Origin of the sequence: Nocardiopsis suaedae, from assembly GCF_027706745.1 — a bacterium.
GTDB classification, from domain to species: domain Bacteria; phylum Actinomycetota; class Actinomycetes; order Streptosporangiales; family Streptosporangiaceae; genus Nocardiopsis_A; species Nocardiopsis_A suaedae.
Map to the genome: position 1 here is coordinate 28,013 of NZ_JAQFWP010000036.1, position 26,437 is coordinate 54,449.

General features: G+C 74.7%; 26 protein-coding genes and 1 pseudogene. 16 read left to right on the plus strand and 11 right to left on the minus strand.

Features of this window, described 5'->3' with window-relative positions:
* Positions 1–262 precede the first annotated feature (262 nt).
* A complete protein-coding gene (locus O4U47_RS18530) occupies positions 263–823 on the plus strand; it encodes a hypothetical protein (RefSeq protein ID WP_270679153.1) in 561 nt (186 codons plus the stop codon).
* 819 nt (positions 824–1,642) lie between these two features.
* Positions 1,643–2,875, plus strand: coding sequence for an MFS transporter (locus O4U47_RS18535; protein WP_270679154.1), 1,233 nt, complete (start codon positions 1,643–1,645; stop codon positions 2,873–2,875).
* On the opposite strand, the gene O4U47_RS18540 is transcribed toward O4U47_RS18535, so the two are convergent.
* On the minus strand, positions 2,844–3,476 hold the full coding sequence (locus O4U47_RS18540) for a TetR/AcrR family transcriptional regulator (RefSeq protein WP_270679155.1): 633 nt from the start codon (positions 3,474–3,476) through the stop codon (positions 2,844–2,846). The two genes, O4U47_RS18535 and O4U47_RS18540, sit on opposite strands and share 32 nt — an antisense overlap.
* Before the next feature lie 145 nt (positions 3,477–3,621).
* Between O4U47_RS18540 and O4U47_RS18545 the strand changes: the two genes are divergently transcribed.
* Positions 3,622–3,783, plus strand: coding sequence for a hypothetical protein (locus O4U47_RS18545; RefSeq protein WP_270679156.1), 162 nt, complete (start codon positions 3,622–3,624; stop codon positions 3,781–3,783).
* Here the strand turns inward: O4U47_RS18545 and O4U47_RS18550 are convergent.
* A complete protein-coding gene (locus O4U47_RS18550; RefSeq protein WP_270679157.1) occupies positions 3,770–4,366 on the minus strand; it encodes a DUF1707 and DUF4870 domain-containing protein in 597 nt (198 codons plus the stop codon). The two genes, O4U47_RS18545 and O4U47_RS18550, sit on opposite strands and share 14 nt — an antisense overlap.
* A gap of 189 nt (positions 4,367–4,555) precedes the next feature.
* Positions 4,556–5,350: a VOC family protein gene (locus O4U47_RS18555; protein ID WP_270679158.1), complete on the minus strand. Its 795-nt coding sequence runs from the start codon at positions 5,348–5,350 to the stop codon at positions 4,556–4,558.
* 232 nt (positions 5,351–5,582) lie between these two features.
* Here O4U47_RS18555 and O4U47_RS18560 point away from each other — a divergent pair, with 232 nt between their 5' ends.
* From O4U47_RS18560 to O4U47_RS18575, 4 genes are all read left to right on the plus strand, one after another.
* Positions 5,583–6,134: a histidine kinase gene (locus O4U47_RS18560; RefSeq protein WP_270679159.1), complete on the plus strand. Its 552-nt coding sequence runs from the start codon at positions 5,583–5,585 to the stop codon at positions 6,132–6,134.
* Positions 6,135–6,234: 100 nt separating this feature from the next.
* Positions 6,235–7,029, plus strand: coding sequence for a DUF4097 family beta strand repeat-containing protein (locus O4U47_RS18565; protein WP_270679160.1), 795 nt, complete (start codon positions 6,235–6,237; stop codon positions 7,027–7,029).
* Between the two features lie 155 nt (positions 7,030–7,184).
* The gene (locus O4U47_RS18570) at positions 7,185–8,186 is read left to right on the plus strand and encodes an ATP-binding cassette domain-containing protein (RefSeq protein ID WP_270679161.1); all 1,002 of its coding nucleotides are present in this window, start codon (positions 7,185–7,187) and stop codon (positions 8,184–8,186) included.
* Positions 8,183–8,974, plus strand: a complete 792-nt coding sequence (locus O4U47_RS18575; protein ID WP_270679162.1) for an ABC transporter permease — start codon at positions 8,183–8,185, stop codon at positions 8,972–8,974. Before O4U47_RS18570 ends, O4U47_RS18575 begins: the two co-directional genes overlap by 4 nt.
* An 87-nt stretch (positions 8,975–9,061) precedes the next feature.
* Here O4U47_RS18575 and O4U47_RS18580 read toward each other — a convergent pair whose 3' ends face one another.
* The 4 genes from O4U47_RS18580 to O4U47_RS18595 all read right to left on the minus strand — a co-directional run bounded on the left by O4U47_RS18580 (position 9,062) and on the right by O4U47_RS18595 (position 14,060).
* Positions 9,062–11,452 (minus strand): excinuclease ABC subunit UvrA, encoded by a 2,391-nt coding sequence (locus tag O4U47_RS18580; RefSeq protein ID WP_270679163.1) that lies wholly within the window; start codon positions 11,450–11,452, stop codon positions 9,062–9,064.
* A gap of 196 nt (positions 11,453–11,648) precedes the next feature.
* Positions 11,649–12,095, minus strand: a complete 447-nt coding sequence (locus O4U47_RS18585; protein WP_270679164.1) for a helix-turn-helix domain-containing protein — start codon at positions 12,093–12,095, stop codon at positions 11,649–11,651.
* Positions 12,096–12,426: 331 nt separating this feature from the next.
* On the minus strand, positions 12,427–13,422 hold the full coding sequence (locus O4U47_RS18590) for an aldo/keto reductase (RefSeq protein ID WP_270679165.1): 996 nt from the start codon (positions 13,420–13,422) through the stop codon (positions 12,427–12,429).
* A gap of 5 nt (positions 13,423–13,427) precedes the next feature.
* Positions 13,428–14,060 carry an NADPH-dependent FMN reductase gene (locus O4U47_RS18595; RefSeq protein WP_270679166.1) on the minus strand — a complete coding sequence of 211 codons (633 nt, stop codon included), beginning with the start codon at positions 14,058–14,060 and terminating at the stop codon, positions 13,428–13,430.
* A 101-nt stretch (positions 14,061–14,161) separates the two neighbouring features.
* Here O4U47_RS18595 and O4U47_RS18600 point away from each other — a divergent pair, with 101 nt between their 5' ends.
* The 5 genes and pseudogenes from O4U47_RS18600 to O4U47_RS31310 form a co-directional block, all read left to right on the plus strand.
* A complete protein-coding gene (locus O4U47_RS18600; RefSeq protein ID WP_270679167.1) occupies positions 14,162–15,007 on the plus strand; it encodes a helix-turn-helix domain-containing protein in 846 nt (281 codons plus the stop codon).
* A gap of 189 nt (positions 15,008–15,196) precedes the next feature.
* Positions 15,197–16,321, plus strand: coding sequence for a TetR/AcrR family transcriptional regulator (locus tag O4U47_RS18605; protein ID WP_270679168.1), 1,125 nt, complete (start codon positions 15,197–15,199; stop codon positions 16,319–16,321).
* Between the two features lie 299 nt (positions 16,322–16,620).
* Positions 16,621–17,274, plus strand: coding sequence for a transcriptional regulator (locus O4U47_RS18610; RefSeq protein WP_270679169.1), 654 nt, complete (start codon positions 16,621–16,623; stop codon positions 17,272–17,274).
* Positions 17,271–18,923, plus strand: coding sequence for a PEP/pyruvate-binding domain-containing protein (locus O4U47_RS18615; protein ID WP_270679170.1), 1,653 nt, complete (start codon positions 17,271–17,273; stop codon positions 18,921–18,923). The genes O4U47_RS18610 and O4U47_RS18615 overlap by 4 nt, the downstream gene beginning before the upstream one ends.
* Positions 18,924–19,030: 107 nt before the next feature.
* A pseudogene (locus O4U47_RS31310) lies at positions 19,031–19,381 on the plus strand (GyrI-like domain-containing protein); the annotation flags it as partial.
* 232 nt (positions 19,382–19,613) lie between these two features.
* Here the strand turns inward: O4U47_RS31310 and O4U47_RS18620 are convergent.
* Positions 19,614–20,201 carry a histidine phosphatase family protein gene (locus tag O4U47_RS18620; protein ID WP_270679171.1) on the minus strand — a complete coding sequence of 196 codons (588 nt, stop codon included), beginning with the start codon at positions 20,199–20,201 and terminating at the stop codon, positions 19,614–19,616.
* A gap of 67 nt (positions 20,202–20,268) precedes the next feature.
* Positions 20,269–20,859 carry a cysteine hydrolase family protein gene (locus O4U47_RS18625; RefSeq protein ID WP_270679172.1) on the minus strand — a complete coding sequence of 197 codons (591 nt, stop codon included), beginning with the start codon at positions 20,857–20,859 and terminating at the stop codon, positions 20,269–20,271.
* Between the two features lie 200 nt (positions 20,860–21,059).
* Between O4U47_RS18625 and O4U47_RS18630 the strand changes: the two genes are divergently transcribed.
* On the plus strand, positions 21,060–22,019 hold the full coding sequence (locus O4U47_RS18630; RefSeq protein ID WP_270679189.1) for a GlxA family transcriptional regulator: 960 nt from the start codon (positions 21,060–21,062) through the stop codon (positions 22,017–22,019).
* A 74-nt stretch (positions 22,020–22,093) separates the two neighbouring features.
* Here O4U47_RS18630 and O4U47_RS18635 read toward each other — a convergent pair whose 3' ends face one another.
* A complete protein-coding gene (locus O4U47_RS18635) occupies positions 22,094–22,522 on the minus strand; it encodes a MerR family transcriptional regulator (RefSeq protein ID WP_270679173.1) in 429 nt (142 codons plus the stop codon).
* Between the two features lie 45 nt (positions 22,523–22,567).
* Here O4U47_RS18635 and O4U47_RS18640 point away from each other — a divergent pair, with 45 nt between their 5' ends.
* Positions 22,568–23,185 (plus strand): class I SAM-dependent methyltransferase, encoded by a 618-nt coding sequence (locus O4U47_RS18640; protein WP_270679174.1) that lies wholly within the window; start codon positions 22,568–22,570, stop codon positions 23,183–23,185.
* 23 nt (positions 23,186–23,208) lie between these two features.
* Here the strand turns inward: O4U47_RS18640 and O4U47_RS18645 are convergent, their stop codons facing one another.
* Positions 23,209–24,141: a helix-turn-helix transcriptional regulator gene (locus O4U47_RS18645; RefSeq protein WP_270679175.1), complete on the minus strand. Its 933-nt coding sequence runs from the start codon at positions 24,139–24,141 to the stop codon at positions 23,209–23,211.
* 118 nt (positions 24,142–24,259) lie between these two features.
* Here O4U47_RS18645 and O4U47_RS18650 point away from each other — a divergent pair, with 118 nt between their 5' ends.
* Positions 24,260–25,678, plus strand: coding sequence for an MFS transporter (locus O4U47_RS18650; RefSeq protein ID WP_270679176.1), 1,419 nt, complete (start codon positions 24,260–24,262; stop codon positions 25,676–25,678).
* A gap of 189 nt (positions 25,679–25,867) precedes the next feature.
* The gene (locus O4U47_RS18655; RefSeq protein ID WP_270679177.1) at positions 25,868–26,410 is read left to right on the plus strand and encodes a PadR family transcriptional regulator; all 543 of its coding nucleotides are present in this window, start codon (positions 25,868–25,870) and stop codon (positions 26,408–26,410) included.
* Positions 26,411–26,437 lie beyond the last annotated feature (27 nt).

Sequence of the window (26,437 nt, forward strand, 5' to 3'; positions counted from 1 at the left end):
CCGTGCCCCGCGCCCCGGCCCGGAACGCCCGGGCCACCTGCGACGTCAGAGGGAAGAGCGGAGGGAGCGGAATGCGTGTTGAACGCCCGGTGTCCGCCTTGGGACACCTATGTTGATATAACGCGCGTATAACGCCCGTTCAGGCCCCACTCCGGCGCAGGGGCGACCGCCGGTGTGAGCGTCATGACCCCGCCCCGGCGCATGGGAACCGGCGCGAGCGGGCAGGGGGTTGTCCATATCCTTCAGAGCAAAGGAGTTCACCGTGGCCATCCAGATGAAGCGTCGCAAGGCCGAAGTAGACGCGGAGGCGGCCATGGCGCGTCTTCAGGATCTCGCCCGCGAGCAGAGGGAGCGTCTGGGCCCCTACGCCGACCAGGCGAGGGCGGGCGCCGAACGCGGTCTGCTGCGCGCCCGCGGCTGGACCGCGCCGCGCCTGGAGACCGCCGCGCTCCGGGTCGAGGACACCGTCGCTCCGCGCGTGGCCGACCTGCTCGCCACCGCCGCCCAGCGGGTGGAGCCGAACCGGACGCGCCGCGGACTGATCGCGGCCCGCCACAGCGGCCGCCGCGTGCCCAAGGCCGTGGTGTTCGTGGGGGTGGCCGCGCTCGGCGCCGCCGCCGTGTACGGCGCCATCCGGCTGCGCAAGGCCGCCCAGGACGCCGAGTGGCAGGAGAACCTGGACCAGGCCCGCGAACAGGTCCGCGAGACCCGTGACCAGCTCCAGTCCAAGGCCCGTGAGGCCAAGGAGACCGCCAAGGCCAAGACCGAGGAGGTCGCGGGCGTCGGCGCCGGCCCGGAGGCCGACGGCGCCGCGAAGAAGTAGCACCGGCCGTGGGCCCGGTACGACGGGGGCCGCCGCACGGAAGGTGCGGCGGCCCCCGTGGCTTCAGGCGGGCGGCGACGAAGCGCAGGTCGGCGACCCTACCTGCGACGTTGTCGGCCGCACGGCGTGTACGTGGTCACCGTGATGGGCAGCGACGGCAGAAGCCCAGCGGTTCCCCGGCGCTGCCTGCCGTCCGCCTGGCTCCTCGCGGTCCGGGTGAGCGGCGGCTCGGCAGGTACCCCGCTCAAGGGCCCCAGCCGGGCGCCGAGCCACCGGGGCGCCGGGGAGGAGGGCGGCGACGACACGGGTGAAGCTGGGCCGACGCCCCGGTCGGCCGCCGGGAGCCTGCGCCGCCCGCGCCCTGGACCCCCTGCGCGTCTCGTCATGTGGGACCGATCGCCGAGTTACGTCTGGTGGCCGGTATTCAGACCCGGATACCGGCCACCAGACGTAACTCGGCGAGAACCAGAACGCGTTCCACCGCCGCCCCCTTGGAAACCGGACATCCCGGACGCGCTGCCACGCGGGAAGCCCGGCCTGGAGTCCGGTCCCCGCCGAGATCCGCCTCGTTGTTGGAATCCACGCCGGAATACCAACAACGAGGCCCACCTCGGCGAACTATCCCACATGCTGATACGCGCAGGGCCGGGGAGCCACGCCGGTTGCGCCGTCACCACCCCTCACCCGGCGCCCCGGTGACCGGCCGCCCGGCGGCGCCGGGGCGGGGACCGGCCTCGTCCTGCTGCACACCGTCGGTGTGATTCGGGACTCATTCGGCGCTCTTCCCAATAGACAGACCTGTCTGTCTATACTCCTCCCATGACGACCACGCCCACCACCGCCCCGTCCGCCGCGAGCGGGGCTCCGCCCATGGGGTCCCTCCGGCTCGCCGCGTCCGGGATGGCGCTCATCGCCGTCACCTACGGCATCGCCCGCTTCGCCTACGGCCTCTTCGTGCCCGCCTTCCGCGAGGAGTTCGGGCTCGGCGCGGCGGCCGCCGGGCTCATCGCCTCCGGGAGCTACGCCGCCTACTGCGCCGCGATCGCCGCCTCCATGCTCCTGTCCGGCCGCCTCGCCCCCCGCCGGGTCGCCGTGGCCGCCGGAGCCCTGGCCACCGCGGGCACCGCCCTGGTCGCCGCCGCCCCGTCGCCCTCCGTCCTCGCCCTCGGCATCCTCATCGGGGGCGCCAGCACCGGTCTGGCCTCACCGCCCCTGGCCGAGGCCGTCGCGCACCGCGTCGCCCCCGCCCGCCGGGACCGCGTACAGAACGTCGTCAACGCCGGGACCGGGGTCGGCGTGGCGGTGTCGGGCCCCGTCGCCCTGGCCGCCGGGGCCCACTGGCGCCCGGCCTGGCTCGCCTTCGCCCTGCTGGCCCTCGCCGCCACCCTCTGGGCCGCCCGGACGGTTCCACCGGGGGCGACGAGGGACGGGCGGCCGGCGGGCGGCGGAGGAGCGCGGTCGGCCCTCGCGGGACTGCTTCCCGCGCCCCTCCTCCGCCCGGGGGCCGGGCGCATGCTCACCGCCGCTGCCGCCATGGGGGCGGCCGCCTCGGCCGTGTGGACCTTCGGGCGCGACCTCGCCGTCGCCGAGGCGGGGCTCGGACCCACCGCCTCCGTCAGCATGTGGATCGTCCTCGGCGCGGCCGGGACCCTCGGCGCGTTCACCGGGGAGCTCGCCGCCCGTGTGGGCCTCCGGCGGGCCTGGTCGGTGGCCATGGCCGCCCTCGCCGCCTCCACCGCCGTACCGGCGCTGGCCCCCGTCTTCGCCCCCGGGGCGGCCGCCCCGGCCGCGTTCGCCGCGGCCGCCCTGTTCGGCGCCGTCTACACCGCGCTCACCGGACTGCTGCTCCTGTGGGGCATCCGCCTGTACCCGGACGCCCCCTCGTTCGGGGTGGGGGCGGCCTTCCTGATGATCGCCGCCGGTCAGACCGCCGGGGCACCGCTGGCCGGGCTCGCCGCCGACACGTGGTCGCTCACCGCGGCGTTCGTGCTCGCGGCCGTCGCCGCCCTGCTCGGCTCCCTCATCCGTCCGCGGGCCGGTGCGCGGCGATGAGCGCCTCCGCCGCGCCGCGCGCCGCCCCCATCGCCCGGGCGCGGCCGTCCACCACGGCGGCCACGGTCGCCCCCTCGAACACGGTGAAGAGCTGTTCGGCGAGGGCCTCGGCGTCGCGCACACCGAGGTCGGCCGAGAGTTCACCCAGGTAGGACCGCATCCACCGCTTGTGGTCGGCGACGACGCGCCGCCCGGGGTGGCCGGGGTCGGGCAGCTCGGCGGCGGCGTTGACGAAGGCGCACCCGCGGAACTCCTCGACCTCCCCCTCCAGCCAGGCGTCGAGGGTGTCGAGGACGGCCGCGATGCGCGCCTCGGGCCCGGTACGGGCCGCGACCGCCGCGACGAGGCGCTCCCGCCACCGGCGGTCGCGCCCGCGCAGGTAGGCCGCGACGAGTTCGTCCTTGGAGCCGTAGTGCTTGTAGAGGGTCATCTTCGCCACGCCCGACCGGGCGATGACGGTGTCGACGCCGGTGGCGCCGATCCCGTGCTCGTAGAACAGTACGGAGGCCGTGTCCAGGACCCTCTGCGCCGCCGGGCTCTGCGTCCGCCGCTCATCGGCCGCGGCCTCCCGCGCCGCCTCCGCCGCTCCGTGCGCGCCCATCGGCCTTCCCCTCATCCGTCCTCGTCCGGCCCACCCGCCACCGATACGGGGCCGCCCCTTGACCGTACAGAACCGTCTCTCCATCATTCACAGTACAGACAGGTCTGTCTCATTCCGACGCGCACCGACCACACGGGAGACCGCGATGGACCCATCCGCCCGACCCCTCCGCCGCCTGGCCGCCGCACTCGCCCGGTTCCACCGCGACCTCGACCGCGGCCTGGCGCTCATGCACTCCTCCGGCGCACCGCCGCCCGCGGCGCACCGCACCCCGGGATCCGCGGCCGCCCGGGTCAGCCGTCCTTGACGGGGCGCCAGGTGAGCGGATACCTCCACCGGCCGCCCATCAGCGCCACCAGCCCGGCGACGGCCGGGAGGAAGAGCCACCCCATCAGCATCAGCGTCGCCGCGAGCGCGGGCAGCACCAGGAAGAACAGCCCGAAGCCGATGATCGACCCCACGACCACGGTGAGCTGGTAGTTCAGCGCCTCCATCGCGTGGCGGCGCACGAAGGGCGAGGTGTTCCCGCGCAGCAGCAGGACCAGCAGCGGCCCGACGGGCAGCATCATGTACCCCGACACGTGCGCCGCCCCCGCCCAGACCTTGTCCTCCCCGGAGGGCGGGGCCTCGGGGGCCGCGGGCGCCTGCGGCATGTGCGGCGCCGCCGCGGCGGAGGACCCGGGCACGGCCAGGTCGCTGAAGAGCGGCTCCAGCTCGGCGGGGAACTTGGCCTTCATCGCCACGGCGAGGCGCTCGTCGAGCTCCTCCTCGTCCAGGCGGCCGTCGGCGTAGGCCTCCTGCAGCCGCTCGGCGGCCTGGTCCCGGTCGGCGTGGGTGAGCCGGATCTGCGGGACCTGGCCCGGACGCGGGATCGGATCATGCACGGCCACGTTCACTCCTCCGCTCGCCGGACCGCCCCTGCCCTTCCATCGTGCCCGCGCCGGGCCGCGGGCCGCATCGGGGATGGCCCTGACACGACCCTGAGGCAGCGGGATCGCCGGCCCCCAGCGGGGAACGGGGGGCGGTCCCCGGGTCTCAGCGTATCCGCGGACGCCGCCCCCCGCCATCGCCGGGGCCCCTCACTGCGGCGCGGGCTCCAGCAGGACGAAGTCGGCCCCGGCCGGGTCGGTGCACACGGACAGGCGCCCGACACCCGGGGCGTCGTCGGGCCCCATCAGCACACTGCCCCCGGCGGGCTCGACCGCCGAGGTCGCCGCGGCGCAGTCGTCGACCTGGAACACCGGGTGCCAGTCGGCGTCGCCGCCGGTCAGCGGCAGGTTCTCCGCGGACATCTCCATCATGCCGCCGTGCATCCGCTCCGGCGGCGCCCCGGCCGGGGTGAGCAGCGTGTAGGTGCCCCCGCCGCCGGGCAGCTCGGTGGCCTCGAAGGACCAGCCGAAGACCCCGGTGTAGAAGGCCCGCGCACCGGCCGCGTCGGTGGTCCACAGCTCGACCCAGTTGAGGGCGCCGTGGGTGTCGGCGGTCTCGAAGCCCGGGAAGGACTTGGGCTGCCACACCGCGAACATGCCGCCCTGGGGGTCGCTGAACTGCGCCATCGCCCCGAAGCCCATGACGTCCACGGGGGCGGCCCGGACCGTGCCGCCCGCCTTCTCGACGGCCGCCGCGGTGGCCTCGGCGTCGGGCACGGAGTAGTAGACCGTCCAGGCGGGGCGGCCGTCGTCCTCGCCGAGCGGGCCGACCGCGCCGACGGTCCGGCCGGCGGCCTTGAAGAAGGTGTAGCCGCCGGCGTCGGGGCCGGCGGACTCGGTCTCCCAGCCGAGGACGGACCGGTAGAAGTCGGCGGCGGCACCGGTATCGGGCGCTCCGAGGTCGACCCAGCACGGGGAGCCGGACAGGAAGTCGGTGGTGATCATGGCGCTTTTCCTTCGCCGTCGGATCGGTGACCGGGAAACCCGGACTGACTTCGAGTGTGGCCTCCGGCACCGACAATCTCGCTCTACGGACGGCAAAGACCGGCACCGGAGCGCTGAACCCCCTGCACGGTGGGCCGTCCGCGCTTTCGCGGCCGGGCGTGTCCCTCCCCCGCTCCCCATGACACCACCCGCCCCCTTGACATGACGTCACTTCTGACGCCATAGTGACGTCATGGATTTGACGCCGTATGTCGACGACCTCCGCCGCCAGCTGCTGACGGCCGCCGAGGCCGGGGGCGAGGACACCCGGGTGATCGCCGAGCGCCTGACCGCGGCCCTGGACCCGGCCGCACGCCTGGCGCTGCTGGACGCCCTGTCCTCGGCCGCCGACGAGATCACCCGCGAAGTCGCCCCCGGCTCGGTCGAGGTCCGGCTGCGCGGCGGGCAGGCCGACTTCATCGTGACGCCGCCCCCGGGGCACTCCGGCGCCGCGGACGACGCCGCTCCGGCGGCGCCGCGACACCATGGTGACGTCACTCCGGAGTCCCCGGCGCCCGCTCCTCCGCTGCCGCACGAGGCCGACGACGGCGGCACCTCGCGGATCACCCTGCGCCTGCCCGACCGCCTCAAGCCGCGGGTCGAGGAGGCCGCCCGCCTCGAAGGGCTGTCGGTCAACGCCTGGCTGGTCCGCGCCGTCGGCGCGGCCCTCGACCCGGGGGACCGGACCGCCGACCGGAACACCGGCCGCCGGGTGGGCCGCGGCTACACCGGCTGGGTCCGCTGACCCGGACGCCCCGCCCGGCGCCGCCGGGCACCGACGACCGAACCGACCGCACGCCTTCGACCGGCGAAGGCGCCCACCACCGCCAGACGGGGAGCCTGTCATGCCCGAATTCGCCACACCCGAGCCGATCACCGCCGACATCGACGTGGTCGCCGGAGGCGTCCTGCTCAACGCCACCGACCGCACCGACACCGTCGTCGAGGTCCGCCCCCGCGACCCGGGCAAGGACGCCGACGTCCGCGCCGCCGAGCGCGTCCAGGTGGACTTCGGCAACGGCCGCCTCACGGTCGCCTCGCAGAAGTCCTCGGCCGTCGGCCGCATGCTCCAGAAGGGCATGGTCGAGGTGACCGTCGAACTGCCCGCCGAGTCGCACGTCCGCGCCACGACCGGGTACGGGAGCATCCGGTGCGAGGGGCGTGTGGGCACCACGAGGATCACGACCTCCGCCAGCAACATCACCGTCGACCGGGCGAGCGGGAACGCCGAGCTCACCACCGCGAACGGCTGGGTCCGCGCCAACACGATCGACGGCTCGGCGACGGTCAAGAACACCAACGGCTCGATCACCCTCGGGACGGTCACCGGACCGCTCCGCATGGCCACCTCCCACGGCGACCTCAGCGCCGAGCGCGCACTGGACTCGGTCGAAGCCCGCACGCCCTACGGCGTCATCCGGATCGGCGAGGTCGTGCGCGGCAGCGTCAACCTCCAGTCCAACTACGGAGAGGTGGAGATCGGCATCCGCGAGGGCACCGCCGCCTGGCTGGACGCCGACTCCGAGCACGGCACCGTGCACACCTCGCTGAACGCCTCCGAGGGGCCGGAGGCCGCGGAGGAGACGGTCGAGGTCTACGCCCGCACGTCGTACGGCGACGTGGTCGTCCGCCGCGCCTGACTCCGGCGCCCCGACCGCCCCGCATCGCCGGGACGGCCGGCCCCCGGAGCACTCGCCGCCTTCCCACCTCCCGCACCGGGGCCCACGGCCCCACCACCACGACACATATCGGATCATCGGATCAATCGTGCCCCGTGCACGGAAGAGAGGCCGACATGGCACCACCCCCCGCCCGCACCGCCGTCGCGGCCGCCGGGCTCCGCAAGTCCTACGGCGACCAGACCGTGCTCGGCGGCATCGACCTGGAGATCCCCGCCGGGACCGTGTTCTCGCTGCTGGGCCCCAACGGCGCCGGAAAGACCACCATGGTCAAGATCCTCACCACGCTCATCGGCGCCGACGGCGGCCGGATGCGCATCCTCGGCCACGACCCGGTGCGCGAGCCCGACGCGGTGCGCGCACAGATCGGCGTCACCGGCCAGTACTCGGCGGTCGACGGCCTGCTGACCGGGGAGGAGAACCTGCGCCTGATGGCCGACCTGCACCGGCTGGGCCGCCGCGCCGGGCGCGCGCGCACCGCCGAACTGCTGGAGCGGTTCGACCTCGCCGACGCCGCCCGCAAACCGGCCTCCGCCTACTCCGGGGGCATGCGCCGCCGCCTCGACCTGGCGATGAGCCTGGTCGGCGGCCCGCGCCTGCTCTTCCTCGACGAGCCCACCACCGGCCTGGACCCGCGCAGCCGCCGCGGCCTGTGGGACATCATCCGCGGCCTGGTCGCCGACGGCGTCACCGTCTTCCTCACCACCCAGTACCTGGAGGAGGCCGACCGGCTCGCCGACCGGATCGCGGTGCTCGACCGCGGCACCATCGCCGCCGAGGGCACCGCCGACGGGCTCAAGCGGCGCGTCGCCGGGGGCCACGTGCGGCTGCGCTTCGACACGGCGGCCGGGCTCGGCGCCGCCGAGCGCCTCCTCGGCGGCCGCCGCGACGACGAGGCGCTGGCCCTGCAGGTCCCCGGCGACACCGGGGTCGCCGGGCTCCGGTCGCTGCTGACCCGCCTCGACGACGCGGGCATCGCGGTCGAGGAGCTGTCGGTGCACACGCCCGACCTCGACGACGTCTTCCTCGCCCTCACCGGGCACGGCACCGGCGCCGACGCCGGTGCCCACGCGCAGAACCCCCCCGTCCACGCCCAGCGAAAGGCGGCCCAGCCGTGACCACGCTCACCCACGCCCTCGGCGACTCGGCGACGATGGTCCGCCGCCAGGTCAAGCACATGTGGCGGTACCCGTCCGTGACGCTGATGCTCGTCGGGATGCCGATCCTGATGCTGCTGCTGTTCGTGTACGTCTTCGGCGACGCCATGGGGGCCGGGCTCGGCGGCGCCTCCGGCGGCCGGGCCGCCTACCTCGACTACATCGTCCCCGGCATCCTGCTGATGACGATGGCGTCCACCGCGCAGGGCACCGCCATCTCGGTGGCCATGGACATGTCCGAGGGCATCGTCGCCCGCTTCCGGACCATGGCCATCGCCCGGGTGTCCGTGCTGACCGGCCACGTCGTCGGAAGCCTCTTCCAGGCGCTGTTCAGCGTCGCGGTCGTCACCGGGGTGGCGCTGCTGCTCGGGTTCCGCCCGTCCGCCGGTCCGGTGGAGTGGCTCGCCGCCGCCGGGCTGGTGCTCGTGGTCTCCTTCGCGCTGACTTGGCTGACGGTGGCGCTCGGCATCGCGTCGGGGAGTGTGGAGAACGCCAGCAACGTGCCCATGCCGCTGATGTTCCTGCCCTTCCTGGGCAGCGGGTTCGTACCGACCGACACGCTCCCGGCCGGGCTGCGGTGGTTCGCCGAGTACCAGCCCTTCACCCCGATCATCGAGACCCTTCGAGGGCTGCTGATGGGGACGGGGGCCGCCGACAGCGCCCCGCTGGCGCTCGGCTGGTGCGCGGCCGTCTCCGTGGCCTCCTACCTGTGGGCGAAGAAGCTGTACAACCGCGACCCCTCGGTGTAGCCGGTCCCGCACAGCGACGGCGGCGGCCGCTCCCCCCTTCCGGGGCGGGGCGGCCGCCGCCGCGTGCCCACGGGTACGGACCGCGGGTCAGCCCTTGACGTAGTCCGCCAGGTGCTCGCCGGTCAGCGTGGAGCGGGCGGCGACGAGGCCGGCCGGGGCGCCCTCGAAGACGACCCGGCCGCCGTCGTGCCCGGCCCCGGGGCCCAGGTCGATGATCCAGTCGGCGTGCGCCATGACCGCCTGGTGGTGCTCGATGACGATCACCGACTTGCCCGCGTCGACGAGCCGGTCCAGCAGCCCGAGGAGCTGTTCGACGTCGGCCAGGTGCAGCCCGGTGGTGGGCTCGTCGAGGATGTAGACCCCGCCCTTCTCCCCCATCCGGGTGGCGAGCTTCAGGCGCTGCCGCTCGCCGCCGGACAGCGTGGTGAGCGGCTGGCCCAGGTGCAGGTAGCCCAGCCCCACGTCGTCGAGGCGCCGCAGGATCCGGTGCGCGGCCGGGGTGCGCGCCTCCCCGGAGCCGAAGAACGCCTCGGCCTCGGACACCGACATCTCCAGCACCTCGCTGATGTCGCGCCCGCCGAGCCGGTACTCCAGCACCGCCGCCTGGAACCGCCGGCCCTCGCACTCCTCGCAGGTGACGGCGACGCTGGCCATCACCCCCAGCTCGGTGTAGACCACCCCGGCGCCCTTGCACTCGGGGCAGGCGCCCTCGGAGTTGGCGCTGAACAGGGCCGGCTTGACCCCGTTGGCCTTGGCGAAGGCCTTGCGGACCGGCTCCAGCAGGCCGCTGTAGGTCGCCGGGTTGCTGCGCCGCGACCCGCGGATGGCGCTCTGGTCGACCGCGACCACGCCGTCCCGCCCGGCCACCGACCCGTGGATCAGCGAGCTCTTGCCCGAGCCCGCCACGCCGGTCACCGCCACCAGCACGCCCAGTGGCACGTCGACGTCGACGCCGCGCAGGTTGTGGGCGTCGGCGCCGCGCACCTCCAGCGCGCCGGAGGGGGTGCGCACCTCCTCCTTGAGCCCGACCCGGTCGTCCAGGTGGCGGCCGGTCGTGGTGGCGGAGGCGCGCAGCCCGCCGACGGTGCCCTCGAAGCAGACGGTGCCCCCGTCCGACCCGGCGCCGGGGCCCAGGTCGACGACGTGGTCGGCGATGGCGATCAGCTCGGGCTTGTGCTCCACGACCAGGACCGTGTTGCCCTTGTCGCGCAGCCGCAGCAGCAGGTCGTTCATCCGCTGGATGTCGTGCGGGTGCAGTCCGATGGTGGGCTCGTCGAAGACGTAGGTGACGTCGGTCAGGGACGACCCCAGGTGCCGGATCATCTTGATGCGCTGCGCCTCGCCGCCGGAGAGGGTGCCCGAGGGGCGGTTCAGCGACAGGTAGCCCAGCCCGATCTCGACGAACGAGTCGAGCGTGTCGGCCAGGTTGGCCACCAGCGGCGCCACCGACGGCTCGTCCAGGCCGCGCACCCACGCGGCCAGGTCGCTGATCTGCATCGCGCAGGCGTCGGCGATGCCCACCCCGCCGATCTTCGAGGAGCGGGCCGCCTCGCTGAGCCGGGTGCCGCCGCAGGCGGGGCAGTCGGTGAAGGTGATCGCCCGGTCCACGAACGCGCGGATGTGCGGCTGCATCGCCTCGCGGTCCTTGGACAGGAACGACTTGCGGATCCGGGGGATGAGGCCCTCGTAGGTGACGTTCACGCCGTCGACCTTGACCCGGGTGGCCTCCTTGTGCAGGAGGGCGTCCAGCTCCTCGCCGGTGTAGTCCCGGATGGGCTTGTCCGGGTCGAGGAAGCCCGACCCCATGAAGATGCGGCCGTACCAGCCCTCCATGGTGTAGCCGGGGATGGTGAGCGCCCCTTCGGCCAGGGACTTGGCGTCGTCGTAGAGCTGGGTCAGGTCGAAGTCGGTGACCTGGCCCCGCCCCTCGCACTCGGGGCACATGCCGCCGACGCGGGTGAAGGTGGCCTTCTCGGCCTTGCTCTTGGAGCCCTTGTCGACGGTGATGGCGCCGCTCGCCCGGACGGTGGCGACGTTGAAGGAGAACGCGTTGGGCGGCCCGACGTAGGGCTGCCCGAGGCGGCTGAAGAGGATGCGCAGCATCGCGTTGGCGTCGGTGGCGGTGCCGACCGTGGAGCGCGGGTCGCTGCCCATGGGCTGCTGGTCGATGATGATCGCGGTGGTGAGCCCGTCGAGGAGGTCGACCTCGGGACGGGGCAGGTTCGGCATGAAGCCCTGGACGAAGGTGCTGTAGGTCTCGTTGATGAGCCGCTGCGACTCGGCGGCGACCGTGTCGAACACCAGGGAGCTCTTGCCGGATCCGGACACGCCGGTGAACACGGTCAGGCGGCGCTTCGGGATCTCGATGCCGACGTCTTTGAGGTTGTTCTCGCGGGCGCCGTGCACGCGGATCATGTCGTGGCTGTCGGCGGCGTGCAGCGCGGGCGACCGCTCGTCCGTCCTCGAGGGCGTGGTCATCGTCTCTCCATCCGTCGTCCTTCAGGCAGGGCGGCCGTGTGGGCCCCATGGTGCCGCCCGGCACTGACAGCGCACTGACAGCCGGGCGGCGGGCACGGCCGCGGGACCGCTCAGCGGCCCCCCGTGCCGCCGGGGGCCGGTGCGCCCGGGGCGGCATGCGGCGGAAGGATCGCCCGCATCGTCGTGCCCATGCAGGTCACGCTAGGCGAGGAGGGGTGGGCGGGGCTTCTCGATTCCTGACCGGTCTGGTCACCTGTTTGGAAACACAGGAGGGGATGCCCTCGGTCCCGGCGGCCTCGCGCCGGTAGACGCTGGGCGGCATCCCGACGAGCTCGGTGAAGCGGGTGCTGAAGGTCCCCAGCGAAGAGCAGCCGACTTCGAAGCAGACGTCGGTGACGCTCATGTCGCCGCGGCGCAAAAGCGCCATGGCCCGCTCGATGCGGCGCGTCATGAGGTAGGCGTAGGGGGATTCGCCGTAGGCCTGCCGGAACCGGCGGCTCAGGTGCCCCGCCGACATGTGCACGCCCCGGGCCAGGGCCTCGACGTCCAGCGGGCGGGCGTACTCCCGGTCGATCCGGTCCCGGACCCGCCGGAGCAGGATGAGTTCCCGGAAGCGCTGTTCATCGGCGTCGATGCTGCTCACAGCTGGAATTCTGACACAGGGCCCCAGAGCCGGAACAGAACCGGTTCCGGCCACCGGCCGTCGGAGCGCCGAGGGCGGGCTCCGGCGTGTCCCCTCCCTCGGGCCGCCGTCGGGCGCGTGGCACGGCGATGCGGACGGCCCCTTGGAAGCATTCCGGCACGGGACGCCCTTCCCGGGCGGCGGCCTCTCCGATGGTCCTCAGGTCCTCTTCGCCGACCACGACGGCGGTCTTCCCCAGTCCCATGAGGGCATGGCCTCCCGCCGACCGGCCCGCCGCCGTCCTGGTGGGCGGGTCCGCCCACCAGGACGGCGGCGTCGGTTCATCCGGGACTCATACCGCCCCGCGCCGACGGTCTCCGGCACGCGGCACGACCTCGACACGGCCGGCGACCCCGGGAGAGGTCTCGGCCTCCGCGGTGAACGCCTCCAGGTAGCCGGGTTCCGGTTCCGCGGCGGCGTCCAGACGCGCCACCGCCCCCGCGTCCAGCTCCAGGCCGGCGGCGCCGAGGTTCTCCTTGAGTACTTCCGGGGCCGAGGCGGCGACGATCGGGTGTACCCACCTCCGCCGCGCCCGGGTCCAGGCGATCGCCACCTGGGCGGGCGTGGCCCCCGTCTCGGCGGCCACCTCGGCCACGGCCCGGACGGCCCACCGCTCGTGCTCCGACGGAGCCCCGCCTCCCGCCCCGGCCAGCGCCCCGCGGGCGGTGGGGCGCCACACCGCCGCCGAAAGCCCCAGGTGGCCGACCATGGGCAACTGGTCCCGCTCCACCCCGCGCGCCGCGACGTTGTAGGGCACCTGGATGCCCGCGAACGGGGTCCAGTCGCGCCATTCGGCGAGCGCGTCCGCCCGCGCCGCCACCCACGCCGGTGAGTCGGAGATGCCGGTGTACAGCACCTTTCCGGCCCGGACCGCGTCATCGAGGGCCCGCATGGTCTCCTCGATCGGCGTGTTCCGGTCCCACAGGTGCACCCACAGCACGTCGACGCGGTCGGTGCGCAGCCGCCGCAGGCTCCGGTCAAGGGACAGGGCGAGGTTTCTGCGGTGGGTGCCCCCGGCGTTGGCGTCGTCCGGATCCCGGGTCAGCCCGAACTTCGTCGCCAGGACCCACCGGTCCCGCTCCCCGTGCAGGAGTCCGCCCAGGACCTCCTCGGAGTCGCCGTAGGCCGAGGCGGTGTCGATGGTGTTCCCTCCGGCCTCGGCGTACGTGTCCAGCAGGTGGCGGTGGTTCCGCTGTGCCCCGCCGTCGCCGCGCGCGAAGAACGGCGTGCCGCCGAGGAAGAGCTCCGACACCCGCAGCCCGGTGCGGCCGAACAGAAAGTGCCGCATGCCGCTCACACTCCCGCCGGGATGCGGGCCGCCTTCTCCCGGACCGAACGCATCGCCTGCGCCCAGGGCAGGAGCTGGTCGAGCATCGTGCCCAGTGCGCCCTCCTGGTGGTCGGCGGGGGCGAAGTGCTGCAGGTCCTCGAAGTCGGTGTACAGGCCGAGCGACACCTGCGCCTGGACATGGGCCACGCGGACCTCGGAGAGGACGCCCCGCAGGTGGTCGACCGCGTGGGCCGCGCCCACGGCGCCGTAGCCCACGAAACCGGCCGCCTTGTCGTGCCACTCCGCGTACAGGTAGTCCACGGCGTTCTTCAGCGCGGCCGGGACGGACCGGTTGTACTCGGGGGTGACGAAGACGAAGGCGTCGAACCCGTCGACCGTCCGCGCCCACGCCCGGGTGTGCTCCCCGGTGTAGTGGCCCAGGGACGGCGGCAGCGGCTCGTCGAACAGGGGGAGTGCGATGTCGGCGAGGTCGACCAGCGTGTAATCGGCGCCGCCCCGGGCCTGCGCCCGCTCGTGCGCCCACCGGCCGACCGCGGCGCCCTTGCGCTCGATCCCGACCTCGTCGCCGCGCCGGTCCGGGCGCGTGGATCCGATGACGACGGCGACCTTCAATGGCGTCTCGTTGTGCGTGTCCATGGCCCTCAGCCTCGCGCCGCGCCGTGGGCCGGAACAGGCCGCGTCGGGGGTGGCCCCACGGGGGCCACCCTCATCGCGCCGAATGTCCCTAGACTGCCCGCATGGGCGACAACGAACTCGGGACGTTCCTGCGCTCCTGCCGCGATGCCCTCGCCCCGGCCCAGGTCGGCCTGCCCGAGGGGCCGCGCCGCCGGGCACCCGGCCTGCGCCGTGCCGAGGTCGCCACGCTCGCCGGGGTGAGCGTCGAGTACCTCACACGCCTGGAGCAGGGCCGCGACCGGCACCCGTCCACGGAAGTGCTGTCGGCGCTCGCCGAAGCCCTCATGCTCACGCCCGACGCGTACGTGCACCTGCACCGCCTCGCCAAGTCGATCGGCGGACGCGAGTGCCAGGGGGGCGAGCCGCCCCGGCGCACGGTGCGGCCGACGGTCCGGGCCCTGGTCGAACGCTTGGAGCCGTCGCCCGCGGCGGTGTTCAACCGCTTGGACGACGTGCTGGTCCACACCGACGGCTTCGCCAGGCTGGTCGAACCGTCCGGCCTCCTGGACGGGCCGGAGCCCAATCTCACCCGGTTCGTCTTCACCGACTCCCGCGCGCGCTCCGCTCTGCCCGACTGGGAGCTGGTGGCCGACGCGCAGACCGCCCGGCTGCGTTCCCAGTCGGCCTGGGGCGACGGCCACATGTTCCCGATGGTCGAGGAGCTGTCGGAGATCCCCGAGTTCGCCTCGCGCTGGCGGAACGCGGCGTCCCTCCCGCCGCGCAGGGGCGTGCACCGCTGGGTTCACCCCGAAGCAGGGGAGCTGCGCCTGGCGTTCGAGTGCCTGGACCTGCCCGACTACGACGGCCAGTACCTGCTGGCCTATCTCCCCGAGGACGCGGCCACCGCCGCCGCCTTGGACCGACTCACCGGCCTGCGCCCGGGGGCCCTGCGCGCCGTGGGGGACTGACCGCCGGGAGCTCTCCGACGGCCGGGCCCGCTTTCGCCGTTCGACGCCGGGCCCGCCCCGGCGTGGGCGAGTGCGCCTCCACCGCTCCCAGGACAGGGCTTCGACGACTCTCACCATTCAGATGTCGCCATCATTCGGATTGTGTGTGTATCCTGATCCCCGGACGGCGGAACACGGGAGGGATCGGCGATGGTCCGACTGACACGGGTCCAGCAGCAGGCCCGCACGCGCGCCACGGTGCTGGCGGCGGCCAGGGCGGAGTTCACCGAGCACGGCTACGCCCCGGCCAAGGTCGACCGGATCGCCGAGCGGGCGGAGCTGACCCGCGGCGCCGTCTACTCCAACTTCCCGAGCAAGCGGGCCCTGTACCTGTCGGTGCTGGTCGACCTGGTCGAATCCGAGGGCCCCGGCGGCGCCCCCGCGGCACCGGGCCCTCCCGGAACGGCGGGCGCGGCGCTCGGCGCCCTCGCCCGCGCCTGGCTGGAGCGCATCCCCCTCGCCGACGACCCCGCCGCCGGGGGCCGCCTGCGGCTGCGCTCCCTGTCCGGCGCCGCCGACCGCGACAGCGACCGGGCCGTGCTCGCCCAGGCCGCCCACCTGGAGGCCCTCCTTCTGGCCATCGGGCTGGAGTCCTGCGAGCCGCGCGCCGGACGCCGCGTCCGGCTCGCCGAGATCGCTCTGACGCTGCTGGGCGGCTGCGGGGCGCTCGCCGAGTCCGCCCCCGGCTTCGGCGACCCCTTCGACCGGATCCGCGCCTGCGAACACCTCGCGGACCTCGACCTCGCCGACACCTGGGCGCCCGCGCACCTGCCCTACGTCCCGCCCGCCGCGCCCGCCCGGGACCCCTGGTCCCCGCCCGCCGGCCCGGCGGACGCGATCGGCGGCGCACCGGCCGACCTCGGTGCCGACGGCGTGGTCGCCGTCCTGGGCGCCCGCCGCCTCGCCGCCGCCGAGGAGGCCGTGCGCGCGGCGCGTCCGGGAGACCGGGTCACCGTCGCCGTCGTCACCGGGGACCCGGCCGAGACCGGGGCCCTCGTCCGGTTGCGCGTCGCCGACCTGGTCGCGTGCCTGCGGCGGGTGTTCCCGGCGCGGACCTGGGACGGCCTGCGGCTGGTCATCGACGACACCGGAGCGGTGGCCGAGGCGCTCGGCCTGTCCGGGGCCGACGACGAGACCGAGGCCGCCGTCCGGGTCGGTCGGGGGCGGATCACCGCCCGGTCCCAGGGCCGGGGGGCCGCCCACGCCGCAGCGACCGCCGGAGCCGCCGACACCGCCGAGCGCACGGCCTCCTCCGGCGGAGACGATCCTCGATGACGCCGCCGGACCACGGCGGAGGAGAGCGCGGCGCCGGTCAAGGCTCCGAACCCGCGCCGGCCCGCTGGGGACGCCAGGGGGACGCCGCTCCAGTGCCCCTGTCGGCGAATCCGGCGCGGAGGGCGTCGCAGGTCGTCGCCCGGCCGAACGACGACGGGCCATGTGCGGGGCTGCGCCGGTGTGCGCCCGTCCCCCGGGCCCACACCGCACACGGCGGCCGTTCCGACCGTCCGGCCTCCCCGAGACCGACACGGGCACTGCCGGTCCGGAACGCATCCCCGGAAGAAGGGTAAGGACGCATGACCCCGCCTCCGCTCGCCCCCGGCCCCGGCGCCGACCCCGGCCCCGGCGCCGACCCCGGCCCGGCGGTGCTCCACACGCTGCGCTGCGGCGGGCACGCCGACACCGGCCGCGTCGCCGCGGCCGCCGGGATCACCGCCGACGAGGCCGAGTCCGCCCTGATCGACCTCGCGGCCGCCGGACTGGTCACCCGCCACCCCGCCCCCTTCCCCGGCTGGGGGCTGACGGACGCCGGGCGCGCCGCCCACGCCGAGCGGACCGCCCGCGAGCTGGAGGAGTCCGGCGTCCGCGACGCGGTGGCGGCGGCGTTCGAGCGTTTCGCCGCCCTCAACCCCGAACTGCTCGACCTGTGCACCGCCTGGCAGCTCAGGCCCGTCGACGGGGTGCCGGCCATCAACGACCACAGCGACCCGGCCTACGACGCCCGCGTCCTGGACCGCTTCGCCGACCTGCACCGGCGCGCCCTCCCCGTCTGCGCCGACCTGGCCGCGGCGCTGCCCCGCTTCGACCGCTACCGGGTCCGCCTCACCGACGCCCTCGACCATGCCCGCGCCGGGGCGGGGGAGTACGTCGCCGACCACACCGCCTCGTTCCACACCGTGTGGGCCGAACTCCACGAGGACCTCCTCGCCACCCTCGGGATCCCGCGGTGAGGTGGGTCCGCCCGCTGTCCGCGGACCTCGGCGAGGGGGCCGACACCGTGGGCGCCAAAGCGCACGGCCTGGTGGCCCTCCACCGGCTCGGCCTGCCGGTCCCGCCCGGGTTCGTGGTGACCACCGCGGCCTGCCGGCGCTTCCGGGAGGTGGGCCGCCTGCCCGACGGGCTCCGCGGCGAGCTGGCCGCCGCCGTGCGCGGCCTGGAGGCCGCGACCGGGCGGCGGTTCGGCGGCACGCGGGCGCCCCTGGCCGTCTCGGTCCGCTCGGGGGCGGGGGTGTCGATGCCCGGGATGATGAGCACCGTCCTCGACCTGGGGCTGACCGCCGGTGCCGCCGAGGCCCTGGCCGCCGAGACCGGGGACGCGCGGTTCGCGCTCGAATCCCGGCTGCGGTCGCTGACCACCTTCGCATCCGCACTGCCGGGCGCCCCCGCGGACGCCCCCGCCGAGGGGAGCGGCGACACGAGCGGCGGCGGAGACGGCGAGGGAGACGGCGGCGGGGACACCGGCCGGCTGCGCGCCGCGATCGCCGCGGCCGAGCGGCGGATCGGACGGCTGCTCGGCCGCCCCTTCCCGGACGACGCGGCCGGGCAGCTGGAGACGGCCGTGGAGGCCGTCTTCTCCTCCTGGGACGCGCCGCGCGCCCGGACCTACCGCGAGCTGAACGGCATCCCGCACGACCTGGGCACCGCCGTCGTCGTGCAGGCGATGGTGTTCGGCAACCGCGACGCGCACAGCGGCACGGGGGTCGCGTTCAGCCGCGACCCCGGCACCGGCGAGAACACCCCTTCCGGCGACGTCCTGTTCGCCCGCCAAGGCGACGACGTGGTGTCCGGCCGGGAGCCGACCCTGCCGCTGAGCGGGCTCGGCGCCCGGGAGCCCGCGGTCGCCGACGCCCTCGCCGACGCCCTGGCCCGCGCCGAGGGGCACTTCCGCGACGCCTGCTACGTGGAGTTCACCTTCGAGTCGGGCGGGCTGTGGCTGCTTCAGGTCCGCCCCGGCCGCTTCACGGGGGCCGCGGGCGTGCGCGTGGCGGTCGATCTGGCCGGGGCGGGGGTGATCACCCGGGAGGACGCGCTTCTCCGCGTCCCACCGCAGGGCCTCCGGAACGTTCGGACACCGCGCATCACCGCGCAGGCGCAGCCCGACGTGGTCGCGCGGGGCGTGGGCGCGTGCCCGGGGGTGGCCGTCGGCCGACTCGCCACGACGAGCGAGGCGGCGGTGCGCATGGCGGCCGAGGGCCCCGTCGTCCTCGTGCGCCCTGAGACCTCGCCCGACGACGTGCGGGGGCTGGCCGCGGCGGCGGGGATCGCCACGGCGCGGGGCGGCCCCGCCGGCCACGCGGCGGTCGTGGCCCGGTCGATGGGCAAGCCCGCGGCCGTCGGCATCGCCGGGCTGGTGGTCGACGCCGCGTCCGCCACGGTCCGCGCGGGCGGGAGGACCTTGGCGCAGGGCGACCTGGTGGCGGTCGACGGCAGCGGGGGCGAGCTGGTGCTCGGCGACCCGCCGACGGCGACGGACACCGCCGACGCCCACCTGGGGACGCTGCTCGCCTGGGCGGACGGCGTCACGGGCGCGCGGCCCGACGGCGACGAGGAGTCCCGCCTGCGGGCCGCGCAGACGGCCGTCCGCCGAACCCGGGCCTGAGCGGTCGGACGCCGCCGACGTGGAAGAGGGTTGACTCTGCCCTCGGGGAAGACCGTCTGATCGGGTCCGGCCCATCCGAGAGTCGGGTGGCGACCAGGGGACGGCCGATGACCGAATCCACCATCGAAGAGCGCGCCGAGCGCCCCTGGGCGGGCGTGTCCACGACCGGCGAACCCGCCCACTGGGATCGCGTGAACGCGCACGTTCCACGGATCCATGACGCGCTCGCGGCGGCGGGCGGGGTTCCCGAGGGCGGCCCGGTCTACCCGTACCACCGGATGCGGACCGCGGCCGATCCGATGGACGTGACCGTGTCGGTTCCGGTGGCCGCGCGCATCGAGATCGGCGAGGGCTTCGAGACCGGCGCCGTCCCCGCCGGCCGCTTCCTGATCGCGCGCCCGGAAGGCGGTCCGGGCGCCCTGCGGGAGGTGCACGGCGAGATGTGGCGGTGGGCCGCCGTGCAGGGGGTGGAGCCGGCGATCGAGGAGCGGGCGGACGGGATCCGCTGGCGGGCGCGCACCGAGCAGTTCCTCACCGGCCCGCAGACCGAGCCCGACCGCGGCGCCCGAGGACACGCCCGCCGTGCGCAGCCGCGCGCGGCGCGACCTTGGGCGTTCATCTCACGCACGCTGCGGACGACCGCCGCTGACCTTCCCTCGCACGTCGGGCGCACCGCTGCCGCAGTGCGGCTCACGGGCGTGTCCCCGGGCCGAATCCGGTCCAGCGCAGGTCGGGCGGAAGGTGGCCCATGTCGTTGTACAGCAGCAGCGACGGCGGCCCCGCGCCGTAGTGGCCGATCGCGGTCAGGGACGCGTTGCCGCACGACAGCCCCAGCCACCGGTCCAGCGGTGCGCCCAACGCGTGCCGCACCAGCCAGGCCACCTGGTAGCCGTGGGTGACCAGCACCTCGTGCGTCTCCGTCCCTGCGGGCCGGGCGAACCGGTCGAGGAGGGCGCCCGCCAGGCGCGCGCCTTCGGCCGCCTCCACGGGGTCGAATCCGTCGAAGAACCCTGCCCACCCCGGCGGCGGCTCATCGGGCACGTGCGGAACGTGGTCGATCAGCTCCTCCGCCTCCTGGACCGGGACGCCCGGCAGGCGCTCACCGATGACCGCAGCCGAACGCACCGCCCGGGGCAAGGGAGAGTGCCAGACCGCGTCGACGGGAAGCGCCGCGAGCCGTTCGGCGAGGAGCCGCATCTGCCGCAGGCCCGTATCGGTCACCTCCCCGAACGGGTCCGCCTCACCGTGTCGCACCGCGTACACGTGCCGCACCGCCATCCCCGCTCCTTTCAGATGATGCCATCATCGCAATGATAGCGACATCCGTGAAGGGGGCGGCGGCCGCTCACTCCACGTCGTCGGCGCTCGCGACGACGACCCCGTACAGGTCGGCGATCCCGGCCATGGCGGAGGCGTGCAGCTGAGCGGCGCCGACCTCGCCCGCGACGGACGGCAGCGCACGGGTGGCACAGGCCTCGGCGACGACGGTGGGGGTGAAGCCGCGCAGGAAGGCGCCCTCGGACGTGTAGGTCACGCACATGTGCGACATGAACCCGATGACGATGAGGTTCCGCCGCCCGGTGGCCCGCACCCGCTCCTCCAGGTCGGTGCCGACGAAGGAGTTCGGGGCGTTCTTCACCACGACCGGCTCGCCCTCCGCCGGGGCGACGCCCGGGTGGACGGCGCCGATCTCCGCCCGGACGTCGTAGGCGCTCCCCTCGCCGCCGTCGTGCTGGACGTGGACGACCGGGGTCCCGGCCTGCCGGGCGCGGGCGAGCAGCCCGGCGGCGGCGCCGAGCGCGGGGCGCCAGCCCTCCAGCTCCATGACGCCGGTCGTGTAGGTGTTCTGGTAGTCGATCAGGACCAGGACCGCGTCGGCGAGGGCGGCGGGGGTCGCGTCCAGTCCGTTCACGGCGCGCAGGGTGGTCGAAGGCATGGCAGGGCACCTCGTTGTCGATGACCGGAAAAGGGAGGGACCAGTCGGAATCGGGCCCCCTCCAGGGCACACGACGACGCTAGTGTGGGCGCCGAGTGTCAGCAATGACGCCTGATACGCAGATCCGGACATCGCCGCCAGTCGCCCCAGGAGGCCTTGTGGACACCGCCCCCGCCGACCGCCCCCTCGTCGTCATCGTCATGTTCGAGGGCGTCGACCTGCTCGACGTCACCGGCCCGTCCGAGGTGTTCGCCCTGGTGCGGCGCGAGACCTCCGAAAGGCTGGGGTACGACGTCCTGCTCGCGGCGCGGTCCCTGGACCCGGTGGTGACCATGGCCGGGGTACGACTGCTGCCCGACATCTCCTTCGACGCGCTCGCCGGGCGCCGCATCGACACCCTGCTGGTTCCGGGAGCGGTGGAGGCGGACGCGACGGGGCGGCTGCGCGCGCTGGCCGACCCGTACCTCGTGGAGCTGGTGGGCGAGCTGTCCGGGCGGGCCCGCCGGACCGCCTCCGTCTGCGTCGGCGCGCACCTGCTGGCGGCGGCCGGTCTGCTCGACGGCAGGCGCGCCACCACGCATTGGACGACCGCGCCCCAGCTCGCCGAGGAGCACCCCGAGGTCCACGTCGACGCGGACCCGATCTTCGTCCGGGACGGCGACGTGTGGACCGGGGCCGGGATCAGTTCCGGCCTGGACCTGGCGCTGGCGCTGGTCACCGAGGACTTCGGGGAACAGGTGGCGCTGCGCGTCGCCCGGCAGCTGGTGATGTACCTCAAGCGGCCCGGCGGGCAGAGCCAGTTCAGCGTCCCGCTCGAACCCGTCTCCGCCACGCGCCGGATCGAGGAGCTGCGCCTCTACATCCAGCACCACCTGGACGGGGACCTGGGCGCCACCCGCCTCGCCGAGGTGGCGCACGTCGGGGAACGCCAGCTGGCCCGCATCTTCAAGGCCGAGCTGGGGACGACCCCCGCCGCCTACGTCGAGTCGGCCCGCCTCGAACAGGCCCGTATCCGGCTGGAGACGAGCGAGGACACGCTGGAGCGCATCGCCTCCGGCTGCGGCTTCGGCAGCGTCGACACCCTGGTCCGGTCCTTCCGCCGCCGCTTGGGCACCACCCCGCACACCTACCGGCAGCGCTTCCGGACCCGGCCCGCGTGAACCGGCGCGATCACCTCACCGGTGTGCGGGTCGGCCGCACGCCGGACCGGCCCCCGGCGCTCCGCGCGACCCGCTCACCCGCCCGTGTGCTCCTGTGCGATCTCTTCCAAGGAATCGCCGTCCACCAGGCGGTCGAGCGTCCGGATGATGTGGGGGCACTCGCCCACCGGGTGCTCCGCGGGGCACATCCGGGCGTGGAGGAGGAAGGACTTGGCGGCCTCGGCCCGGGCGATCAACTCCTCCAGGGCGGTGATCTGCTCGGACACCGCAGCCCGCCACCGCCCGCCGTCCTCGTCGAGGACGGCGCCGACGGCCTGCAGGGAGATGCCCAGCCTCTGGGCGATCTGGAGAAGCGCCAGGCGGCGCAGCTCCCGTCGGCCGTACATCCGGACGCCCTGCCGCCGTGTCGCGGGTTCCAGCAGTCCGCGCTGCTCGTAGTAGCGCAGCGCGGAGGTACGGAGGCCGAACCGGCGCGCCGCTTCGCCGATCGGTACGAGGTCCATTCCACCATTTGACTTCAACCCGCCTTGAAGCGCGAGTCTGCCTCCATGGAACCGATCACGCCATGGACCGCCGACCGGCCCGTGCGCTCACCGTTCGCCCGTCCGTACGGGCTCTCCGGCCGAATCGCCGGCCGCGTCATGCTGTGGACCGAGCGCGCGGGGAAGCGGCATCTGCTCGACCTGTTGGACGTGCGGCCGGGCGAACGGGTGCTCGAGGTCGGCTACGGCCCCGGTGCGCTGGTCCGGGCCCTCACCGGCACTCGGGCGGAGCGGATCTGCGGAGTCGACCCCTCACCCGAGATGCGTCGGCAGGCGGTGAAGCGCAACCGGGCCTCCGTCGGCGCGGGCCGCGTCGACCTCCGACAGGGCACGGCCGGGGACACCGGGTTCCGCGATGCCGCGTTCGACTGCGTCGTATCGGTGAACAACGTGGCCCTGTGGCCCGATCTGGAGGCCGGGATGCGGGAACTGCACCGGGTGGCCGGGGACGGCGGGCGGGTCCTCGTCTCCTGGCACGGAGGAACGGCCCCTTCCCTGATCGGGCGCGGCCTGGTCCTGCCCGAGGACGTACTGCGGCGGATCGGGGCCGCCATGCGCGACCGCTTCACCTCGGTGGAGCGGTGTGAGCTCTCCGAGTTCACGGTGTTCGCCGCCAGGAAGTGACGCGCTTTCGTCCGCCACCGCGGTCAGCCCTCCGACCGGAGCGCCGCACGCGAGGAGGACGGGTACCGCGGCGCGAGCAGGCTCAATGCGGCGGCGGACGCGCTCTCGGGGTCGGCGGTGTGCGTGAGGATGCGCTGACCGTTGCCCTCGGGCAGGTGCAGCACCTCGTAGCCCAGTTCGAGTTCGCCGACCTCGGGGTGGCGGAACCGCTTCGTGCCGCCGGTGCACAGCCGCACGTCGTGCCCGGCCCACAGCCGGGCGAACTCGGGGCTGTTGACGCTCAGCTCCCCGACCAGTTCCGCGAGGCGGCGGTCGTCGGCGAACTGCGCCGCCACGTACCGCAGCGAGGCGACCGCGAGCGCGGCCTCGTCGTGCCGGTCGACGTACAGGTCGCGGGTGTGCTCGTCCAGGAAGAGCATCCTCATATGGTTCGGCCGGTCGTCAGCGTGCGCGGGCGCGTCGAAATCGAGGTGGCCGCCGAGGAGCCGGTGCCCGGCGCGATTCCAGGCGAGGATGTCGTTGAACCTCCCCATCAGCACGGCGGGCACCTCGCCCATCGCGTGCAGCAGGCGCTCGGCGCCCGGATCCGCCCGCTCCGGCCTCGCCGCCCGGGGCCTCTTCGGCGGCGCCGGGCGCGCCAGCGCGTACACGTGGGCGCGCTCGTCCGCGTCGAGCCGCAGCGCACGGGCCAGGGCGTCGATGACCGCGTCGGAGGCGTTCTGCGACTGCCCCTGCTCCAGCCGGGTCAGGTACGTCATCGACACCCCCGCCAGCTGCGCCAGCTCCTCGCGCCGCAGGCCGGGCACCCGGCGCCGGCCGTAGCTGCGCACGCCGACGTCCTCGGGGGTGATGCGGTCGCGGCGCGAACGGAGGAACTCGCCGAGCTCGGTCACGGGACGGTCGGCGTCCGCGGAGGACGGGGCGGACGGGTGCGTGTCGAGGGGCCGTCGTTCCATGCGGCCGATTGTTCCCCCTCCGGCGCGGGCGAGCCTGCCCCTGTCAGTGCCAGGCACCCCGAGACTCCCCGAACGGGGAGGCTGGCTGCCAGGTTCCGGGCGGCTGAGGGTGAGGGCCATGACCACGACCGAAAACCCGCCCCCGTCGGCGCGACGGGCCGACCCGCCCTCCGAACGGTTCACCGCGGCGCAGAAGACCGCCATGGCGGTCCTGCTGACGGCGAACTTCACCCTGGCCGTCGACTTCTCGATCCTCAACGTCGCCCTGCCGCACATCGGCGGCGAACTCGGGCTCGCCACCTCGGCGCTGCAGTGGATCGTCACCTCGTTCGCGCTGTGCGCCGCCGGGTTCACGCTCTTCTTCGGCCGCGTCGCCGACCTGTTCGGGCGCAAGCGGCTGTTCCTCGCCGGCATCGTCCTGCTGGGCGCCTCCTCCCTGGCCGGAGGGCTCGCCGCCGGGCCCGCCGTGCTGATCGCCGCCCGCGTGGGACAGGGCGTGGCGACCGCCATGGTCACCCCGGCCGCGCTGTCGCTGATGACCACGATGTTCCCCGAGGGGCCGACCCGCTCCCGGGCGCTCGGGCTCAACGGCGCGCTCATGGCCGCCGGGTTCACGGCCGGCGCGGTCCTCGGCGGGGTGCTCACCGGGGCCGTCTCGTGGCGGTGGGCGTTCTTCATCAACGTCGCCGTCGCCGCCGCAGTGATCATCGTCGGCCCGCTCGTCCTGCGCGAACCGGCCCGCGGGCGCAGGCCCAGGCTCGACGTCCCCGGCGCGGTGACCATCACGCTCGCCCTGACCTCCCTCGTCTTCGGCATCGACACGGCGGGCCACGACGGCTGGGCGCACCCCGGCGCCTGGGGGCCGATCGCGGGGGCGGCCGTGCTGTTCGCGGTCTTCCTCGCGATCGAGTCCCGCGTCGCCAAGCCGCTGGTGGCGACGTCGCTGCTGAGGCGCCGCACCATCGCCTGGGGCAACACGGCGGGGCTCCTCGCCTTCGCGACCGAGACGTCGCTCGTGTTCCTGCTGACCCTGTACCTGCAGGAGATCCTCGGCTTCACCGCCTTCTCCGCCGGGCTGATCCTGGGGGTGCTGGGCATCGGCACGGTCCTGGGCGGCCTCGCCGCCCCGAAGATCATCGGCCGGACGAACGCCGCGACCACGATCGTGATCGGGTTCGTCGTCCAGGCCGCCGCGACCCTCCCGCTGGCGTTCGTCTCCGACGACCGCGCATGGCTGGTCCCGCTGCTGGTGGCCGCGTTCATCGGCGGCGCCGCGAACCTCGCCGTGATCGTCGGCTACACCGTGGCCTCCACCGCGGGGGTCCCCGCCGACCGGCAGGGCCTGGCGACCGGCCTGGTGACGTTGAGCCAGCAGGTCGGCATCGCGCTGGGGACCCCGGTGATGTCGGCGATCGCGACCGGGGCGGGCGCCGCCCTACTGCCGGGCCTGCGCCTCGCGATCGGGATCGACGCCGCCGTCGCGGTGGCCACGGCGGCCCTGGTCGCCGCCTTCCTCCGCCCGCCCCGGGAGAAGTGACCGACGGGCAGGGCGTGCGCCCGGCGCGAATACGCGGACCGGCGCAACGCCCCGGCCCGGTACCCGCCCCGGCCGTCCGACCGGGGCGGGTACCACGCGCTCCTCAGGGGGCCGGCCTCCCGCCCCCGGTGACCGGCGGTCCGCCGCTGTCATGATTGACATGTCGAAAATGACACGTAGAGTGGCCGCATGTCATTGCCGCACGCCCTGCTGGGACTCCTGGCCACCGAACCGCGCAGCGGCTACGAGCTGTCGAAGGAGCTCGCGGAGGGCCCAGTCGGCCGGTTCGCCTGGAAGGCCGGCCACACCAGCGTCTATCCGGAGCTGAACCGGCTCCTCGGGAAGGGGCTGATCGCGGACCGCGGCGAAGGCCCACGCGGGCGCCGCACCTACGCGATCACCGACGCGGGCCGCCGCGAACTGCGGTCGTGGCTCATGGACGATCCGGTGGGCCCGTCGAAGATGCGCAACGAACCGGTGCTGAGGATGTTCCTCCTGTCCGTGCTCGACCCGGACGACGCGATCACCGTGCTGCGCCGCGTCATCGACCACGTCGACACCGAAGCGGCCGAGCTCCGCCGTGCCCGGGCCCCGTACGGCGACACGGTCCCGCCCGGCCCGGAGGGGTTCGGCCACATCGCGGCGGAGTTCGGCGTGCGCGTCGACCAGACCGTACGGGAGTGGGCGCTCTGGGCCATCGACCAGCTGAGCCGCCACCGCTCCACGCCCTGACCCGCCGCCCCGACCAGGCTCACGGAG

Coding starts and splice junctions, on each gene's coding strand:
- O4U47_RS18645 (WP_270679175.1), bottom strand. CDS start 24,141: ATGGAACGACGGCCCCTCGACACGCACCCGTCCGCCCCGTCCTCCGCG.
- O4U47_RS18655 (WP_270679177.1), top strand. CDS start 25,868: ATGTCATTGCCGCACGCCCTGCTGGGACTCCTGGCCACCGAACCGCGC.
- O4U47_RS18635 (WP_270679173.1), bottom strand. CDS start 22,522: ATGGACCTCGTACCGATCGGCGAAGCGGCGCGCCGGTTCGGCCTCCGT.
- O4U47_RS18590 (WP_270679165.1), bottom strand. CDS start 13,422: ATGCGGCACTTTCTGTTCGGCCGCACCGGGCTGCGGGTGTCGGAGCTC.
- O4U47_RS18540 (WP_270679155.1), bottom strand. CDS start 3,476: ATGGGCGCGCACGGAGCGGCGGAGGCGGCGCGGGAGGCCGCGGCCGAT.
- O4U47_RS18610 (WP_270679169.1), top strand. CDS start 16,621: ATGACCCCGCCTCCGCTCGCCCCCGGCCCCGGCGCCGACCCCGGCCCC.
- O4U47_RS18600 (WP_270679167.1), top strand. CDS start 14,162: ATGGGCGACAACGAACTCGGGACGTTCCTGCGCTCCTGCCGCGATGCC.
- O4U47_RS18650 (WP_270679176.1), top strand. CDS start 24,260: ATGACCACGACCGAAAACCCGCCCCCGTCGGCGCGACGGGCCGACCCG.
- O4U47_RS18580 (WP_270679163.1), bottom strand. CDS start 11,452: ATGACCACGCCCTCGAGGACGGACGAGCGGTCGCCCGCGCTGCACGCC.
- O4U47_RS18535 (WP_270679154.1), top strand. CDS start 1,643: ATGACGACCACGCCCACCACCGCCCCGTCCGCCGCGAGCGGGGCTCCG.
- O4U47_RS18545 (WP_270679156.1), top strand. CDS start 3,622: ATGGACCCATCCGCCCGACCCCTCCGCCGCCTGGCCGCCGCACTCGCC.
- O4U47_RS18595 (WP_270679166.1), bottom strand. CDS start 14,060: ATGGACACGCACAACGAGACGCCATTGAAGGTCGCCGTCGTCATCGGA.
- O4U47_RS18625 (WP_270679172.1), bottom strand. CDS start 20,859: ATGCCTTCGACCACCCTGCGCGCCGTGAACGGACTGGACGCGACCCCC.
- O4U47_RS18630 (WP_270679189.1), top strand. CDS start 21,060: ATGTTCGAGGGCGTCGACCTGCTCGACGTCACCGGCCCGTCCGAGGTG.
- O4U47_RS18605 (WP_270679168.1), top strand. CDS start 15,197: ATGGTCCGACTGACACGGGTCCAGCAGCAGGCCCGCACGCGCGCCACG.
- O4U47_RS18640 (WP_270679174.1), top strand. CDS start 22,568: ATGGAACCGATCACGCCATGGACCGCCGACCGGCCCGTGCGCTCACCG.
- O4U47_RS18620 (WP_270679171.1), bottom strand. CDS start 20,201: ATGGCGGTGCGGCACGTGTACGCGGTGCGACACGGTGAGGCGGACCCG.
- O4U47_RS18565 (WP_270679160.1), top strand. CDS start 6,235: ATGCCCGAATTCGCCACACCCGAGCCGATCACCGCCGACATCGACGTG.
- O4U47_RS18560 (WP_270679159.1), top strand. CDS start 5,583: ATGGATTTGACGCCGTATGTCGACGACCTCCGCCGCCAGCTGCTGACG.
- O4U47_RS18570 (WP_270679161.1), top strand. CDS start 7,185: ATGGCACCACCCCCCGCCCGCACCGCCGTCGCGGCCGCCGGGCTCCGC.
- O4U47_RS18555 (WP_270679158.1), bottom strand. CDS start 5,350: ATGATCACCACCGACTTCCTGTCCGGCTCCCCGTGCTGGGTCGACCTC.